We start from the raw sequence: 15,453 nt of genomic DNA, 5'->3' as shown, positions 1-15,453 counted from the left end.
GCGCGACCGCGGCCGACACCGCCGCACGGGTCGGCGCGGCCGACCCCGCCGACCCCACCGACCCCACCGATATCGCCGAGGCTGCCGACGCCGCCGGCGGCGCACCCCGGCCCTCCCCGCACCCGGCGAGCACCGGGACAGCCAGGGTCAAGGCCACCAGGGCCACCCAGGCTGCCGGGGTCGTCGGAGTCGTCCGTGGGACGCCGAGCCGTCGCATGAGGTCCTTCCTACCCCGGATCGCCCCACCCCGACCCGTTATCCACAGGCCGGCGTTCGCATTCCCCGGTCCTCTTCCCCGGTCCTCTTCCCCGGGCCTCTTGCCCGGGCCTCTTGCTCGCCCGGCTTCACCGGGCGAACGGGTGCCGGGTAGCCTCGGGAGGGTGAGTGACGCCGCGCGATCCGACGTGCGATTCGACCAGTTGGGCAGGCTCGACTACCTGGAGGCCTGGGAGCTGCAGAGGCAGATCCACCAGCGGGTCTGGACCGGCGAGGACCCCGGCCGGGTGCTGCTGCTCGAGCATCCTCCGGTCTTCACCGCCGGTCGGCGTACGCCTGACGAGGACCGGCCCGTCGATGCCGGCGGCGCACCGGTCATCGACGTCGACCGCGGCGGCACGATCACCTTCCACGGCCCCGGTCAGCTCGTCGGCTACCCGATCGTGCCGCTCCCCGACCACGTCAAGATCGTCGACTACGTCCGCCGGGTCGAGGAGGCGCTGATCCTCGCCTGCGCTGACTTCGGCGTGACGACCGGACGGTTCCCCGGCCGTACGGGGGTCTGGCTGCCCGCCGACGACCGCGGGCCGGAGCGGAAGATCGCCGCGCTCGGGATCCGGGTGCGGCGCGGCATCCCGATGCACGGCTTCGCGCTCAACTGCGACGTCGACCTGAGCTGGTTCGACCGGATCGTGCCGTGCAGCATCGCCGACGCCGGCGTCACCTCGCTGACCACCGAGCTGGACCGCGACGTCCCCGTCGCCGAGGCCCTCCCGGTCGTACGCCGCCGGCTGGCCGAGCTGCTGCGCTGGCAGCCGTACGAGAGGACCGCCGACTACGAGCCGCGTCCCGACCCCGCACGCACGCCCCGGATCCCGCTGCTGACCCCGTCGGCGGGCTGACATCGATGTCGGCCGCGCCCGGCCCGCGGCGTAGGCTGAACGGGTGACGATCGCTCCCGAAGGCCGCAAGCTGCTCCGTCTCGAGGTCCGCAACAGTCAGACGCCGATCGAGAAGAAGCCGGAGTGGATCAAGACCCGGGCCAAGCTGGGGCCGCAGTACCAGGCACTGCACGCCCTGGTGAAGGACGAGGGCCTGCACACCGTGTGCCAGGAGGCCGGCTGCCCGAACATCTTCGAGTGCTGGGAGGACCGCGAGGCCACCTTCCTCATCGGCGGCGACCAGTGCACCAGGCGGTGCGACTTCTGTCAGATCGACACCGGCAGGCCCGACCCGCTGGACCGCGACGAGCCCCGCCGGGTGGCCGAGTCGGTGCAGACCATGGGCCTGCGCTACGCCACCATCACCGGAGTGGCGCGCGACGACCTGCCGGATGGCGGTGCCTGGCTGTACGCCGAGACCGTGCGCGCCATCCACCGGCTCACCGCGGACAACGAGCAGGGCGCCACCGGGGTGGAGAACCTGATCCCCGACTTCAACGGCAACGCCGAGCAGCTGGCCGAGGTCTTCGAGTCGCGGCCGGAGGTGCTGGCGCACAACGTCGAGACGGTGCCGCGCATCTTCAAGCGGATCCGGCCCGGGTTCCGCTACGAGCGTTCCCTGGGCGTGCTCACCGCGGCTCGTGAGTTCGGGCTGGTGACCAAGTCGAACCTGATCCTGGGCATGGGCGAGACCCGCGCCGAGGTCTCCCAGGCACTGCGGGACCTCTACGACGCCGGTTGCGAGCTGGTCACCATCACCCAGTACCTGCGGCCCAGTGTGCGGCACCACCCGGTCGAGCGCTGGGTCAAGCCGGAGGAGTTCGTGGAGCTCAAGGCCGAGGCCGACCAGATCGGCTTCGCCGGAGTCATGTCCGGACCGCTCGTCCGTTCGTCGTACCGGGCCGGTCGGCTGTACCGTCAGGCGATGGACGCTCGCGCCGGGGTGACCCCGGCCGCCGCGGGCGCCTGACGGCCCGGGGCCGACATCCCCGCGGCGATTCCCTGAGGCGACGAAGAAGAGGACCACAACCCCGATGTCCCAGCCCGACCCGAGCTCGATGAGCCGACGCGCGCAGTTCCGGGAGACCTACCGGATCACCAAGGAGCAGGACCCGAGCATCGGGTTGAAGCTGCTGGGGACCTTCCTCGCCGGCGCCGTGGTCGGCTTCGTGGTGTTCTGGCTGCTGCCCGGGAACGGTGTGGTCGGCACCGTCATCGCGATCGTCGGCGCGCTGCTGGTGGGCATCGTGGCGACCCTCGTCGTCTTCTCCCGGCGGGCGCAGAAGTCGGCCTACGCCCGGATCGAGGGCCAGCCCGGGGCGGCGTACGCCGCGCTCAACATGCTGCGCCGCGGCTGGACCACCAGCCAGGCGGTGGCGGTCGAGCCGCGCAGCCAGACGATGGTGCACCGGGTGGTCGGCCCGCCGGGAGTGATCCTGGTCGGCGAGGGCAGCAGCCCGAACCGGGTGCGCAGCCTGCTGGCCAGCACCCGCACCAAGCACGCCCGGGTGCTGCCGGAGACCCCGATCCACGAGATCGTGGTGGGCAACGGCGAGGGCGAGGTGCCGCTGCCGAAGCTCAGCCGACGGGTGATGAAGCTCCGCCGGGCCGTCCAGCCGGCCGAGATCACCGACGTGCTCAACCGGCTCAAGGCGCTCGACAACACCCGCGGCAACCTGCCGATCCCCAAGGGCCCGATCCCGACCAGCATGAAGGGCCTGCGCGGCAACCTGCGCGGCCGCTGAGCACGACGCAGGCCCCTCCCCGCCTCAGCTTGGTCGGCCTCAGCTGGTCGGATAGGCGGTGACCTCGCTGGCCGGCGGGGCCTCGATCGAGACCGGCTCGCCGAGCTTGGTCATGCTGACCTCGACGGTGCCGAGCGAGCCCATGTCGACCTCGGCCTTGGTGAGCTGACCGTCGCCGTTGATCCACAGATCCTCGGTCATGGAGTCGGGCAGGTCGAGCCCGGAGGTGTCGGTGCCCGAGCCGAGCGCCGACATCACGTCGTCGGTGGAGACGGTCAGCTGGTAGTGGCTGGCCTCAGAGCCGTCGACCGACTCGGTGCCCTGGTAGGTGGCGTTGTCGATCGCACCCGAGATCTTCTCGATCGAGGCCAGCGGGTCGGTGATGGAGCTGGTGTCCATGCCGAGGGAGGACATCTGGTCCTGGGTGATCTTGGCCCAGGTGTCCCCGCTGCCGGTGACGCTGGAGAGCATGTCCGACTTGATGTACATGACGCCGTCCACCAGCTTGATCTGCATCGAGCCGAGCGATCCCATGTCCACGCTGATGTCCTCGGCCAGCGGCTTCATCTGCATGTCACCCTCCATGGACATGGAGACCGACTGGCCGGCGGCCGACATGTCCATGCTCATGGTCATGTGCGCGGTGCTCATGCTGGTGGTCGCCTGCTTGAGGATGTCGGTCATCTGGTCGGTGTCGATCGAGTCCCCGGACTTCAGGTCCGTGGAGACCGCACCGGTGCTGGACTCCGAAGCCGAGGCGTCACCGGAGCTCGCGGCCGAGGAGCTGCCCAGGTTGCTCAACGGGTTGGCGTCCGAGTCGTCGTTGCCGCCGCCGCAGGCGGCCAGGCCGGACAGCGAGAGTACGGCGATGCCGGCCACCGCGCGCCGACGCCAGATGGAGCGGGTGCGAACGTGGGACATGGTGGTGCCTTTCGTCGTCATGGGAGCGGATCCGTCGAGGACGAGGAGTTCCGCGCTCCCCGGCACGTACGGCGGATCGGCTGTGGCGTGGTGCCGCCACCCCCACGGTGCCCCGATCGGGTCGGGGCAAACCGCGAATCTCGCGGCCGTGCTGCTGCCTGGCTGGCCGCTCGGCGGCCGTCCCGCCGCTGTCCAGACGCCGCTCGGCTACCGCTTGCCGAGGAAACGGCTGCGGTAGGTCGCCAGCGTCACGGTCGCCGTACCGGCTGCCAGGTCGTGCAGGCCCCGACCGTCCGGACGGAACACCAGCGGCGGGATCACCACCGCGATCAGCAGCTGGCGCGCCAGCGCGCGCAACGGGTCCAGTGGGCGCGGGTCGTAGCCGCCGATCGGTACCGCGCGCACCGTGCGCAGCCTGGTGGCGAGCTTGCCGAAGGAGCCGCCGACGAAGGCGGTCAGCAGGGCGGACTCGACCACGTAGGCGCCCAACACCCACCACTGGGCCGAGCTGCCGGTCCTGGTCACCGTGTGCCAGCCGAGGAGGAAGGCGACCACCAGCCAGCAGACCAGCCAGTCCACCAGCAGCGCGAGCACCCGCCGTGCCCAGCTGGCGGTCTCGAACGGAAGCTGCTGACCCCCGATCGCGTCCCGGCCGGCGGGGTGGTGGGAGGAGGTCACGGTCGGCAAGACTACGGCCCGGGGCGGCACGCCGCCGCATCGCCTTGCCACCCGGTCGGGTGAACCTGTTACATCGCTGAAACAATGTCGACATGGCTGCGCAACTGTGTCGGCCTACGTTTCAGGAAACCTCGGACCAACACGGGCCCGAGCGGTCAGCACGCTAGAGGTGGGCCCCGGCAGGGTGCCAAGGAGGACGAATGTTCAGCAGTCCCGACGAGTTGTTCGGCTTCATCAAGGACGAGGGTGTCGAGATGATCGACATCCGGTTCATGGATCTGCCGGGCATCCAGCAGCACTTCACGGTCCCGGTCTCCTCCTTCGGGCCCGAGGTCTTCGAGAACGGGTTGGCCTTCGACGGCTCCTCGATCCGTGGGTTCCAGGCGATCAACGAGTCCGACATGGCGTTGTTCCCCGATGTGACCACCGCGTTCGTGGACCCCTTCCGGGAGGCCAAGACGCTGGCGCTGAACTTCTTCGTGCACGACCCGATCACCGGTGAGGCCTACTCCCGCGACCCGCGCAACATCGCCCGGAAGGCACTCGCCTACCTGGCCACCACCGGGATCGGCGACACCGCCTTCTTCGCGCCCGAGGCCGAGTTCTACATCTTCGACAACGTCCGGTTCGAGACCAAGCAGAACACCGGCTACTACGAGATCGACTCCGAGGCCGGGGCCTGGAACTCCGGCGCGGGCTTCGAGCGCGAGAACCGGGGCTACAAGGTCAAGTACAAGGGCGGCTACTTCCCGGTCGCGCCCACCGACCACTTCACCGACCTGCGCGACAAGATGGTCAAGAACCTCGAGGCCTCCGGCCTGTTGGTCGAGCGGGCCCACCACGAGGTCGGCACCGCCGGCCAGGCCGAGATCAACTACCGGTTCAACACCCTGCTGGCCGCCGCGGACGACGTGATGAAGTTCAAGTACATCATCCGCAACACCGCCTGGGCCGAGGGCAAGACCGTCACCTTCATGCCGAAGCCGATCTTCGGGGACAACGGCTCCGGGATGCACGTCCACCAGTCCGTCTGGGCGGACGGCTCCCCGCTGTTCTACGACGAGACCGGGTACGGCGGCCTGTCCGACCTCGCCCGCTGGTACATCGGCGGCATCCTCAAGCACGCCCCGGCCGTGCTGGCCTTCACCAACCCCACGGTGAACTCCTTCCACCGCCTGGTCCCGGGCTTCGAGGCCCCGATCTCGCTGGTCTACTCCTCCCGCAACCGGTCGGCCGCGGTCCGGATCCCGATCACCGGCACCAACCCCAAGGCCAAGCGCATCGAGTGCCGCTTCCCCGACCCCTCCAGCAACCCCTACCTGGCCTTCTCCGCGCTGCTCCTGGCCGGCATCGACGGCATCCAGAACAAGATCGAGCCGCCCGCTCCGATCGACAAGGACATCTACGAGCTCCCGCCGGACGAGATGGCCGAGATCGCCCAGGTGCCCACCTCGCTCAACGACGTCCTGTCCGCCCTGGAAGCCGACCACGACTTCCTCACCGCCGGTGACGTCTTCACCCCCGACCTCATCGAGACCTGGATCGACTACAAGCGCACCAACGAGATCCTGCCGGTCCAGCTGCGGCCGCACCCCCACGAGTTCGAGCTCTACTACGACATTTAGGCCACAGCGCCTAACAAACTGGCCCCTGACCTGCGGAAACGCAGATTCAGGGGCCGGTTTGTTTCGTCCTAGTCCGCAAAAAGTCCGCAAGACGTTCGTTGCGGACCGACGGCGACCATCGGTTCCCGCGCGCCGCCACCACTCCCAGGGCGTGTACACTTAGAGCACTTAGAAGTTCGAGGCTGCCGGGAGGCGACATGAGCACCGCACTGACCGAGGACGTCCAGGTCCTGCGCTCGGGCTTGGCCAGTGACCAGCCCGAGATCGAGGTGACCCTCCGACTTCCCCGCGAGAGCGCCAAGAAGGTGCTGGCCCTGCTGGACGCCGAGCAGACCACGGGCGCGGTCGTCGTCCCGGCCAAGCAGGAGTTCACCACCACCGAGGCCGCGAAGATTCTCGGCATGTCGCGACCGACGCTGATGCGGATGATCGAGCGTGGGCGGGTCGACTTCCGCATGGTCGGCAAGCACCACCGCATCCCGGCCTCATCGGTTCAGAAACTGCGCGAGTTCCTCGACGAGGACCACATGGCTGTCGTGGCCGAGTTGGCGAACAAGTACGGGAATGTCGACTGACGATCTCGGTCACGCTCGCTGACGCGAACATCCTGATCTCTCGGACTCTCCGCGACTACTTCGTGTACGCCGCGAAGTTGGGCGCGCTCGACATCCACTGGAGCGAGACGATCCTCAACGAGACCACTCGCAACCTCATCAAGCAGTTCGACTTCACCACCGAGGACGCTGAAGTCCTGGTCGAACGGTTGGAGGCGTTCCTTCCGTCAGCCCTGGTCGAGGTCAAGAAGCGAGACGCGACGCGGGTCGCCAAGGTGGAGATGGACGACAAGGACCGTCACGTCCTCGCGGCTGCGCTCTCCGCCAATGCCGACTTGCTGTTGACGCAGAACGTCCGCCACTTCCCGCGAGACTGGATGGCGAAGCGCGGCATCGAGCTGATCGACGCGGGCACGCTGCTCACCCGCCTCGCCGACGACTATCCCGACATCCTGCGTGAGGCACATTGGCGGGGTGTGAACTCGCGACCGCAGACCTCCGAGCAGGTGCTCGCGATCTTGGAGCGAGACACCAACAAGGACGTCTCGGCCCTCGTCCGCGCCGCTGTCGAGCCGGAGGCTCAAAGCGAGTCGGCCGACTGAACCGCCTCGGCTCTCGCCCGCATTACGGCGTCGATGGCTGTGCGGGTGGACTCGTCGGAGTCGGGCCACAGGTGGGCGTAGGTGTCGAGCGTGGTCTTGGCCGAGGCGTGCCTCAGCCGGGCCTGGACGACCTTCACATCAGCACCGCTGGCGATGAGCATGCTGGCGAGGTAGTGCCGCAGATCGTGGAACCGGAAGTCACGCGGCAACCCCGGCACCTTCTCTCGTGCCGTGCGGATCGCGCGTTGCAGCGTCCACGGGGCGAGCTGGTCGCCCCACTCGTTGACGAGCACGAATCCCTCGGCCGACCACTGCGCGACGTGAGCCGACAACGCCAGCGCGAGGCTCTGCGGGATCGGCAACGCGGCCCGTGATGCGTCGGTCTTCAGGGGTTGCTCGGGGTATTGCACGGCCGGGTTGATGACGCCACGCATGAAGTCGACGTCACTGACCCTCAGCCCACACACCTCGGCATCACGCAACCCCGCGAACGCCCCGAGCAACGCCGCTGCACGCAGCCGCTCGGGCAGAGCGTCGTGCAACGCCCACATCTGCTCGGTGGTGCAGACGTAGGGCCGCTGCTTGCCCGCCGCCGGCGACGTCCGACGCGCGAGCACGGCGACTTCGCCACCAGCCCGTCATGGACGGCGTCGGAGAAGACCTGCGCGAGCCGGGAGTGCAGGGCGTAGACATAGGAGTCCTCCAACCCCTCGGCTGCGAGCTGCGCGGTCCAGGTCCACACATGCGACGGGCGCACCGACCCGAGCGGCATCGTGCCGAAGGCGGCCTTGATCCGCTTGATGTGCGTTTCCGCCTGCCGGACGGTGGAGTCGCGATTGCGTCGATAGCCGTCGAGCCAGGTGTCGCACCACCGACCCGCCGTGAGCTTCGCGTGCTTGGGTGCAACGTGCGTGCCCGTGAGCAGCCGGGAGGTCTGCTCGTCTAGCCAGAACTGGGCGTCGACCTTGCGGTCGAAGTGACGGGCGTGCTCCTTGCCGGACTCGTCGCGGTAGCGGGCGCGCCACTTCCCGTCAGGTCGCTTGGCGATGTTGCCTGCCATCGGCGTCTCCTTTCGGGCTCTGCCTCCATCTTGCCCCCGACCTCCGACACTCTGCCGTTCCAAGCGGGGTCCCCGGCCCTGGATGTGTAGTGCCGGATGACCGCTGCCTCGATCCGCTCGACCGGCACCTGTACCTGACGGCCACGCGGCCCCACCCGCGTCGTCGCATGCTGAGCGACGAATACCACGATCTGCTCGGCCGCGCGATCCTGCGCTGCGTCCAACGCCGCCGACACCTCCGGGTGCAGGGCGGCGGCCAGCGACCAGGTCTTCGGCCCCGTTGACGGTGACCTCGACGTACCGCAGCGCGTTCGGGTCCTGCCGAAGCCGGCCCTTCGGCTTGCCGTTCTCCAGGTCGACCCCGGCGACCCACGACTCGAACGCCTCCCCATCCATGTCCGCCACGCGGGTCACGTTGTCAGGGGTGGCGACGAGCCGCTCGGCGAGGCCGCTGCCCTCGGCGAGGTAATAGTCGTCAGCGCGCGAGTGATCGGCCTCGACGTAGGCACGCGCAGCCTTCGCCGCGCCCCGGTAGAACTTGACCCCACCGTGCATCCCGATCACCGGCTCAACAACGTCCGTCGACAACCAACGGACCCCCAGAAATGCACTTCGGCCCGCCCAGGAGGGGCGGACCGATCTACGTCCTTCGCAGCATGTGTACCGACGGCTTGAAGGCGCGCGAATCGCGCTCAGGATGGCCTTACTGAGCCAGATTCTCGATGCTTGATGTCACCAACGATGGTCAACGGTGTCCGATGTCTCGGTCGGGATGAGCGCACTTGGACGGAGAAAGCGGCGACATAGCGTAGAGGCGCAGGGGATCGTCAAGCCTCACTCCGCGGCTACCGCTCGGGCCTGCACCCAGGTCGCCCGCCAGGCGGCGCCGAAGACGGCGATAGCGGCGGTTGCCGCACGCACAAGGACGATCGTGATCCCGGACAGCCACGGGAAGTCGATGGGCAAGTCGTCAACGATTCGCACCAGAGCGAGCCGTTGGAGCACCTGACTCGCCACGGCCCCGGTGATGCCCACCAACGCACCCACCGTCACCGTGAGGAGCGCCTCCCCGAGTAGCACCCAGATGACCTGACGGCGAGTGGCGCCGGCGAACCCCAGGGCCTCCAGCTCGCGTGAACGGGCAGAGACGTTCATCATCAACGTGTTCGCGATCGCGACCAGCGTGTACACCAGTGCGATCCCCAGGATGACGACGTTGGCCAGTCGTGTGCTTTCGGCTTCGCTCTGGACCATTTCAGCCAGGTGAGTCAAGGACGGCATCAACTCCACGGTGGCGGCACGTGCGGTGTCCTCCATCGCCAGCATCCCCGTGCACATGCCGACCGCCAAGACGACCGAAGCGACGAGTGCGGCAACGCGGCGACCACCATTGAGTGTGCTCTGCCGGATCACCACCACCAATGCACCGCGCCCCATCAGTGGCCAGGTCACCAACCGCGTGACCGGCCGAGCCAAGACAGGGGCGAGCAGCGCGAAGCCAATAGCACACAGCACAGGGACCGGGAAGAACGACCCCGGCGAGGCGGCGTTGCGGGGACTGACAACCGACATCACAAGCGCCACCGTGGCGGCACCTATCAGGACGATCACGCCGAGGACCACCCGTAGCGGTGTCATCACTCGCGGCGATGCTGCTGCCTCCCTCAACGCATCCAACGGTCTGGCCCGAGATGCCCGCCAAGCAGCCGACGATGCCCCCACCACAGCCGCGACGACACCGACCAGGAAGGCAATGCCCAACGCGCCAAGATGAAACCCGACGTCATAGGACCGGGTGGCGATGTCGTTGGCCACCATCCATTGCCGCAGCACCAAGGCTCCGGGCAGGCCGAAGATGCACCCTGTCAGTGCCGCAGCACCACCGACGATGACGGTCTCAATGCGAATCAGCCTTCGTATCCGTCGCGGCGTGGTGCCCAGCAGGCTCAAGAGCGCCAGCTCACGCGCACGCTGGTCAACGACGAAAGCGAAGGTGCCGACAAGCACAAAGACCACCACCATCACCGAGAGTGCCGTCGTCACCTGCGCCACCGACCGGGCCTTGCCCAGCCCGTCACCACTGGTGGCGGACAGCGTGATGATGCTCGTTGCGAGCAGCGCGGTGCCGAGCCCGAGTGCGACGAACGCCCCGACGAACATCGTCCACCGCTGTCGCACCGATGCGACAGCGACGTCGATCAGAACCGCACTGCGCCGCTGGCCATTCACTGTCGCGCGTCCACGTCGTCTTCAAGCGTCGTCATCCGCGCAGAGACCTTCTCCGCCGTGGGTGCGACCATCTCGTCCACGACACGGCCATCGGCCAAGAAGACGACCCGCTCGGCCTGCGCCGCCGCAACCGGGTCGTGGGTCACCATGATCACCGCCATACCTGCCTGTGACACGGTCGCAGACAGCAGCGTCAGCACCTGCCGCGACGTGCGGATGTCAAGGGCGCCGGTCGGCTCGTCGGCGAACAGCACTTGGGGCCGCGAGAAAAGAGCCCGCGCGATCGCGACCCGCTGCTGCTGCCCTCCCGAGAGCTGGGTCGCCAAGCGCCCGGCGTGATCGGCCAGTCCGACACGCGCGAGCGCGTCGGCAACCTCTACCGGGTCGGGGACCTGCCCGGCCAAACGAACCGGCAGCTCCACGTTCTGCTGTGCCGTCAAGGTCGGGATCAGGTTGTATGCCTGGAACACGAAGCCGGTTCGGTCGCGGCGAAGCTCCGCCAACTTGGTGCGACTCAACCGCGCCAGGTTGAGGTCCGCGAACCACACCTCGCCCGCGTCGACCCGGTCGATCCCCGCCGCACAGTGCAGCAGCGTCGACTTCCCCGAGCCTGACGGACCCATGATCGCGGTGAAGGTGCCCGCATCGAAGTCGAGCGACACACCGCCCAGCGCTGTCACCGCCGTTTCGCCGGTCTCGAAGCGCCGCACGACATCGACCATCCGGAGCACTGGACCTTCGCCATCCGCCGACACGGGAACACGTCCGGTCCGGCGCCGTCGTCTGCTACCCACGTGACCAAGCATCGCGACACCGTGCGGCCCGGGCTATCGGGGAAAGCCCTGGTCAATGCCTTTCGGACCCCGAAGGCAACCCCCCGAACCACCCAGGAGCATCGAGCCAATCCTGGCCCAGCGCTACATCACGTGCCTCCAGAGGATCGTCTCGGCTACCTCAAATCTGCCGCCCACTCAGTCCGCAAAAAGTCCGCAAGATTCTCGTTTCAGGTCCACGACCGCCAACGACGACCAACCATGACGCGAGGACGTTTGCGCAGGTCAGGACCACTTTTCAGCAACATCCGTAGAGGACCAACAGCAGCCGAAACCACCGCTCTTTGTTCGAGCTCTACTACGACATCTGATCGGCCGCTGGTCGAGTAGGCCGAGCCGCTAGGCGAGGGCATATCGAGACCACATCTGAGCTGCGGAAACGCCGCCGGCGACCCTCGTGGTCGCTCGGCGGCGTTTCTCGTGGTTCGGCGGTGGCTTGTTACATGAGTGGTACATGGAGCGTGGACTCACGACTCGGTACGATGAGCACATGGCTCATTCCGCAGCACAGGCCCGGAAGCCGCTCAGCGGCCCCACCGGCCAACGGGTGGCGGCCCACCGTGGCGAGCTGCTTGACGTGCTGCGGCGTCACGGAGTCACGAATCCCGAGATCTTCGGCAGTGCTGCGCGCGGCGACGACCACGAGGGGAGCGACGTCGATCTCCTCGTCGACTTCGCACCAGGCACGAGCATCATCGACATCATCGGCATCCAGCACGAGTTGCAGGACGTCATCGGCGTACCCGTCGACCTGATCCCCCGCTCCGGGCTCAAGCCACGAGTTCGGGCGCGCGCGGAGAAAGACCTACGTCCTCTGTGAAGCGACCCGACCTCGACATCCTCGACGACATCGCGGACGCCATCGGGCGATCCGCTCTCACCTCGCCCACGGATCGATCTCCGTCGAACTCGTCCTCGACGCCGTGGCGATGCGGTTGTTGGAGATCGGGGAGGCCGTGAAGTCGCTCAGCCCGGAGCTGACCGAGAGCGAGCCCGAGATCCCGTGGCGCAGGATCGCTGGGATGCGCGACTTCCTCGCCCATCATTACTTCGCGACCAGCCCGGAGATCGTCCAGGCCGTGATCGACAAGGATTTGCCACCACTTGCAGACGCCGTGGCACGCCTCCGCGCATCGCTCCCACCTGACGAGTAGCGGCAATCCGACGTCTCACCCGGCCCGGATCTCCTGCTCCTTCGCCCAGGCGACGACCGTGGCCGGGATCCACCGCAGATGCTTGCCGATCTTGATTGGCGGCGGCCCGTAGTCCGTCTTGCGCCACTTGTAGAACGTTTGCTTCTTGATGCCGAGGAACTCGGCGAGCTCATCGATGTCCCACAGGTGTCGCTCGTCCAGGATGGCGGCGGGCCTCGTAGCAAACGCAGGCTTCGTACGCACCCGAGGCCGCTTGGGATCTGCAGGCGCTGCCATCGGCCACAGGCCGAGTTGTCCTTCGTCGCGGGCTGGTGTGGTCATGTCACTGCTACCTCCTCGGCATGGACGTCGACACTGTTCGTCGACCCCTCTGGAGGGACAAGCAACGACCAGGGAACTGGATCGGACATCCAGGAACGGATGTTCTCGACGACGAGGTTGCGGCCCTAGGTCGGGCTGGTGCCCATCTGCTCGACGAGTGCGTCGATGGCGCCGCGAACGGCATCGCTCTCGCATGATCGGCGACGGTGGGCGATCGACGGCTGGCGGGAATTGCTTCGCACGGGCGGCTGCGTCGCTAATGACTAGCCAGAGATTCATATGAACACTATTCTGTTCATGTGAATTTTGGTGAGCCCTTCGGCGGCCTGATGCCCGGAGCGCGAGGCGCGGTGCTTGCCGCGCTGCTGCGCACCGGCGAGCCGTTGACCGGGCGGCGTGTGCACGCACTTGTGGGCGAGCGTCACAGCCTCGGCGCCGTACAGCAAGCCCTGCGCGATCTGGAACAGATCGGCATCATCACCACCGAGATCGTCGGCCGTGCCGGCGTCCACCGGGTCAACGACCAACACGACGCCGTCCCCCACCTGCGCCTCCTCGCCAGCCCACTCGACATGCTGACCCGCGTTGTGGAGGAAGAAGTCGCGGGCGCCCGGGCGGTCATCCTCTTCGGCTCGGCCGCGCGCGGCGAGGCCCACGCCGCCAGCGACATCGACCTCGCCGTCATCGCCCCCGAGGAGTGGGACGGACGCATCCGGTTGGCCGACAGCGTGCGTGCCCGACTCGGCAACGACTGCGACGTCCTCCACGTCACCCCCGAGCAGTTCTCCGAGGACTCCGCCGCCCGGGAGCCCGTGATCGCCGAGATCCTCCGCGATGGTGTCGCGCTCCTCGGTCGTATGCCTCGTCGATCTCGGGTCGCGTCATGACGGATGCGCAGAGCAAGAACCTTGCGCGGACCTTCCTCCAGAAGGCCAAGGAGTATCTCGACTCCGCCCAGGACAACCGAGACCTCGAGCGCGCGACACCCGCCGCAGGCGATGCCATCCACGCCGGCATCAGCGCCAAGGACGCCATCGTCACCGCCCTGACCGGGACCACCAGCAAGGCCAAGGATCACGCCACAGCCGCCCGCGAGCTCCGCCAAGCGCTGGGAGCAAACGCCGACGCCGCGGCTGCGGAGAAGGCGCTGCGCGAGCTGATCGCCGCGAAGGCAGACGTCGAGTACGGCGCCAAGCTCATCTCGCTCGCCAAGGTGGACCCGCTGTTGCGCCGCGCCGAGATGCTGGTCGACCTCGCGACCAAGGTCGTCCGCCCGGGCCCGTGAACTCACACTCGCCCACCTCCGCGGAGTCCACGACGCAAGACATCACCGAACACCGCTGAGCAACGACAGCCGCGCCTCGACTCTGGAGCTCCTATTGGCCGTCAAGCGTTGCGAGTTGGTCCGCGATCACACGACAGCGTTGTCTTGCGACATCGGTCCCGGGTCGGACGCGGCTGGTGGTGACCCCTTGTGGCCGCCGGCATCAGGACGTCGACCCTTGTCGGACGCCGCACGGTCCGGATAGCCGATCTATACGTGTTCGCTCGTCACGAGCTGCGTGACGGCGGGAGGCAGGTCGACCATGTCGGCGATGACGACGTCTGCGCCGGCCAGCAGGCGCTCGGGCGTACGAGCCGCGTAGCCGACCACGCGCATCCCCGCAGCCCTGGCGGCCGCGACGCCTGATGGGCTGTCCTCCACCACGAGGCACGCCGACGGCAGCGCACCCATCGACGCTGCCGCGTGAAGGAACAAGTCTGGCGCAGGCTTACCTCGACGGACGTCTTCGGCGCTGAAGATTCGACCGTCGAACCTGTCGCGCAGCCCAGTCAGGCCCAGGGTTAAATCCATGCGGGCGTGGCCGCCCGACGAAGCGACGCAGGTCAGGAATCCATCGAGTTCGATAGCGGACACGGCCTCGGCGATACCCGCGACCGGCTCTAGTTCTTCCTTGAACAGTCGTGTCCGCTCAGCCTCCGCCCGCGACGCGAAGTCAGGCGGAATGGGGCCACCGATATGCCTCTCGATGTTCGCCACAATCGCGGGCCAAGTGCGGCCGAGATGTTCGGCCTCGGCCTCGGCCTCGGTGATCGGCCAACCCAGTTCGGTGATCAGTGCGAACTCCACGCGCATGACCAGCGGTTCACTGTCGACCAAGACGCCGTCACAGTCGAAGAGCACCAAGCCGGCGGGCTGCGATACGTGGCTGTGTTCCAACACCCTATCGAGGCTAGCGTCGTCGGTCGCGTTCTACCGAGACCGTCATCGATGTCGACGGACCTCAATCGCCGCGGCGTGGTCCTCGGTCGAGCGCGCCGGTCGAGTTCGCGTCGATGACCCGTTGGATGAGGTCGGTCGTAGAGATTCCCGAAGTGCGAGGGACGTACTGGAGTTTGCCTGCGGCGACTGCCGCGCCGTAGACGGCCTGAGCCCCTTCGGGGGTTAGGGCGTGTTGGTAAACGGATTCGGGGTGCCGCGCGGTCAGGGTTGGTTCATGACGACTCGGCAGGAGATCACTGACGAGCAGTGGGCGGTCTTGAGTCCGCTGTTTTCCGACCCCGAAGGGCCGT

General features: G+C 67.7%; 22 protein-coding genes. 10 read left to right on the top strand and 12 right to left on the bottom strand.

What is annotated here, in order from left to right:
• A partial coding sequence (locus QM638_RS04760; RefSeq protein ID WP_415140791.1) for a hypothetical protein occupies window positions 1-217 on the bottom strand: 217 nt, incomplete at its 3' end.
• A gap of 163 nt (window positions 218-380) precedes the next feature.
• On the opposite strand from QM638_RS04760, the gene lipB reads away from it, so the two are divergent.
• From lipB to QM638_RS04745, 3 genes are all read left to right on the top strand, one after another.
• The gene (lipB, locus tag QM638_RS04755) at window positions 381-1,118 is read left to right on the top strand and encodes a lipoyl(octanoyl) transferase LipB (protein WP_415140790.1); all 738 of its coding nucleotides are present in this window, start codon (window positions 381-383) and stop codon (window positions 1,116-1,118) included.
• 43 nt (window positions 1,119-1,161) lie between these two features.
• Window positions 1,162-2,127 (top strand): lipoyl synthase, encoded by a 966-nt coding sequence (lipA, locus tag QM638_RS04750; protein WP_415140789.1) that lies wholly within the window; start codon window positions 1,162-1,164, stop codon window positions 2,125-2,127.
• A 64-nt stretch (window positions 2,128-2,191) separates the two neighbouring features.
• Entirely contained in the window at window positions 2,192-2,902 is a 711-nt protein-coding gene (locus QM638_RS04745) for a DUF4191 domain-containing protein (RefSeq protein ID WP_415140788.1), read from the top strand.
• A 39-nt stretch (window positions 2,903-2,941) separates the two neighbouring features.
• On the opposite strand, the gene QM638_RS04740 is transcribed toward QM638_RS04745, so the two are convergent.
• Window positions 2,942-3,844 carry a DUF6612 family protein gene (locus QM638_RS04740; RefSeq protein WP_415140787.1) on the bottom strand — a complete coding sequence of 301 codons (903 nt, stop codon included), beginning with the start codon at window positions 3,842-3,844 and terminating at the stop codon, window positions 2,942-2,944.
• Window positions 3,845-4,030: 186 nt separating this feature from the next.
• Window positions 4,031-4,501 (bottom strand): RDD family protein, encoded by a 471-nt coding sequence (locus QM638_RS04735; RefSeq protein ID WP_415140786.1) that lies wholly within the window; start codon window positions 4,499-4,501, stop codon window positions 4,031-4,033.
• A gap of 200 nt (window positions 4,502-4,701) precedes the next feature.
• Between QM638_RS04735 and glnA the strand changes: the two genes are divergently transcribed.
• The 3 genes from glnA (at window position 4,702) to QM638_RS04720 (ending at window position 7,282) form a co-directional block, all read left to right on the top strand.
• Window positions 4,702-6,126 carry a type I glutamate--ammonia ligase gene (glnA, locus tag QM638_RS04730; RefSeq protein ID WP_415140785.1) on the top strand — a complete coding sequence of 475 codons (1,425 nt, stop codon included), beginning with the start codon at window positions 4,702-4,704 and terminating at the stop codon, window positions 6,124-6,126.
• A 197-nt stretch (window positions 6,127-6,323) separates the two neighbouring features.
• Window positions 6,324-6,701, top strand: coding sequence for a helix-turn-helix domain-containing protein (locus QM638_RS04725; protein WP_415140784.1), 378 nt, complete (start codon window positions 6,324-6,326; stop codon window positions 6,699-6,701).
• Window positions 6,614-7,282 carry a PIN domain-containing protein gene (locus QM638_RS04720; RefSeq protein ID WP_415140794.1) on the top strand — a complete coding sequence of 223 codons (669 nt, stop codon included), beginning with the start codon at window positions 6,614-6,616 and terminating at the stop codon, window positions 7,280-7,282. Before QM638_RS04725 ends, QM638_RS04720 begins: the two co-directional genes overlap by 88 nt.
• On the opposite strand, the gene QM638_RS04715 is transcribed toward QM638_RS04720, so the two are convergent.
• From QM638_RS04715 to QM638_RS04695, 5 genes are all read right to left on the bottom strand, one after another.
• On the bottom strand, window positions 7,261-7,833 hold the full coding sequence (locus tag QM638_RS04715) for a tyrosine-type recombinase/integrase (protein ID WP_415140793.1): 573 nt from the start codon (window positions 7,831-7,833) through the stop codon (window positions 7,261-7,263). The two genes, QM638_RS04720 and QM638_RS04715, sit on opposite strands and share 22 nt — an antisense overlap.
• Entirely contained in the window at window positions 7,737-8,342 is a 606-nt protein-coding gene (locus QM638_RS04710; protein WP_415140795.1) for a hypothetical protein, read from the bottom strand. Before QM638_RS04710 ends, QM638_RS04715 begins: the two co-directional genes overlap by 97 nt.
• Window positions 8,225-8,734 carry a relaxase domain-containing protein gene (locus QM638_RS04705; protein ID WP_415140783.1) on the bottom strand — a complete coding sequence of 170 codons (510 nt, stop codon included), beginning with the start codon at window positions 8,732-8,734 and terminating at the stop codon, window positions 8,225-8,227. The genes QM638_RS04710 and QM638_RS04705 overlap by 118 nt, the downstream gene beginning before the upstream one ends.
• Before the next feature lie 442 nt (window positions 8,735-9,176).
• Complete coding sequence (locus QM638_RS04700; RefSeq protein ID WP_415140782.1) at window positions 9,177-10,571, bottom strand: FtsX-like permease family protein; 1,395 nt, start codon at window positions 10,569-10,571, stop codon at window positions 9,177-9,179.
• Entirely contained in the window at window positions 10,568-11,293 is a 726-nt protein-coding gene (locus tag QM638_RS04695) for an ABC transporter ATP-binding protein (protein WP_415140781.1), read from the bottom strand. Before QM638_RS04695 ends, QM638_RS04700 begins: the two co-directional genes overlap by 4 nt.
• 601 nt (window positions 11,294-11,894) lie before the next feature.
• Between QM638_RS04695 and QM638_RS04690 the strand changes: the two genes are divergently transcribed.
• Together QM638_RS04690 and QM638_RS04685 are read left to right on the top strand one after the other, a co-directional pair.
• Window positions 11,895-12,224: a nucleotidyltransferase family protein gene (locus QM638_RS04690; protein ID WP_415140780.1), complete on the top strand. Its 330-nt coding sequence runs from the start codon at window positions 11,895-11,897 to the stop codon at window positions 12,222-12,224.
• Window positions 12,225-12,273: 49 nt separating this feature from the next.
• Window positions 12,274-12,558 (top strand): DUF86 domain-containing protein, encoded by a 285-nt coding sequence (locus QM638_RS04685; protein WP_415140792.1) that lies wholly within the window; start codon window positions 12,274-12,276, stop codon window positions 12,556-12,558.
• A gap of 15 nt (window positions 12,559-12,573) precedes the next feature.
• On the opposite strand, the gene QM638_RS04680 is transcribed toward QM638_RS04685, so the two are convergent.
• Both QM638_RS04680 and QM638_RS04675 read right to left on the bottom strand, forming a co-directional pair.
• On the bottom strand, window positions 12,574-12,879 hold the full coding sequence (locus QM638_RS04680; RefSeq protein ID WP_415140779.1) for a helix-turn-helix transcriptional regulator: 306 nt from the start codon (window positions 12,877-12,879) through the stop codon (window positions 12,574-12,576).
• Between the two features lie 275 nt (window positions 12,880-13,154).
• Window positions 13,155-13,424, bottom strand: coding sequence for a hypothetical protein (locus tag QM638_RS04675; RefSeq protein ID WP_415140778.1), 270 nt, complete (start codon window positions 13,422-13,424; stop codon window positions 13,155-13,157).
• 27 nt (window positions 13,425-13,451) lie between these two features.
• Between QM638_RS04675 and QM638_RS04670 the strand changes: the two genes are divergently transcribed.
• Window positions 13,452-13,766, top strand: a complete 315-nt coding sequence (locus QM638_RS04670; RefSeq protein ID WP_415140777.1) for a nucleotidyltransferase family protein — start codon at window positions 13,452-13,454, stop codon at window positions 13,764-13,766.
• Window positions 13,763-14,164: a hypothetical protein gene (locus tag QM638_RS04665; RefSeq protein WP_415140776.1), complete on the top strand. Its 402-nt coding sequence runs from the start codon at window positions 13,763-13,765 to the stop codon at window positions 14,162-14,164. The genes QM638_RS04670 and QM638_RS04665 overlap by 4 nt, the downstream gene beginning before the upstream one ends.
• 249 nt (window positions 14,165-14,413) lie before the next feature.
• Here the strand turns inward: QM638_RS04665 and QM638_RS04660 are convergent, their stop codons facing one another.
• Both QM638_RS04660 and QM638_RS04655 read right to left on the bottom strand, forming a co-directional pair.
• Window positions 14,414-15,103 carry an HAD family hydrolase gene (locus tag QM638_RS04660; protein ID WP_415140775.1) on the bottom strand — a complete coding sequence of 230 codons (690 nt, stop codon included), beginning with the start codon at window positions 15,101-15,103 and terminating at the stop codon, window positions 14,414-14,416.
• 61 nt (window positions 15,104-15,164) lie between these two features.
• On the bottom strand, window positions 15,165-15,453 hold a 289-nt coding region (locus QM638_RS04655; protein ID WP_415140774.1), incomplete at its 5' end, for a hypothetical protein.

Origin of the sequence: Nocardioides sp., from assembly GCF_047606145.1 — a bacterium.
Classification (GTDB): Bacteria; Actinomycetota; Actinomycetes; order Propionibacteriales; family Nocardioidaceae; genus Nocardioides.
Note: the sequence above shows the minus strand (reverse complement) of the source record. Positions and strands in the feature narration are given on the sequence as shown.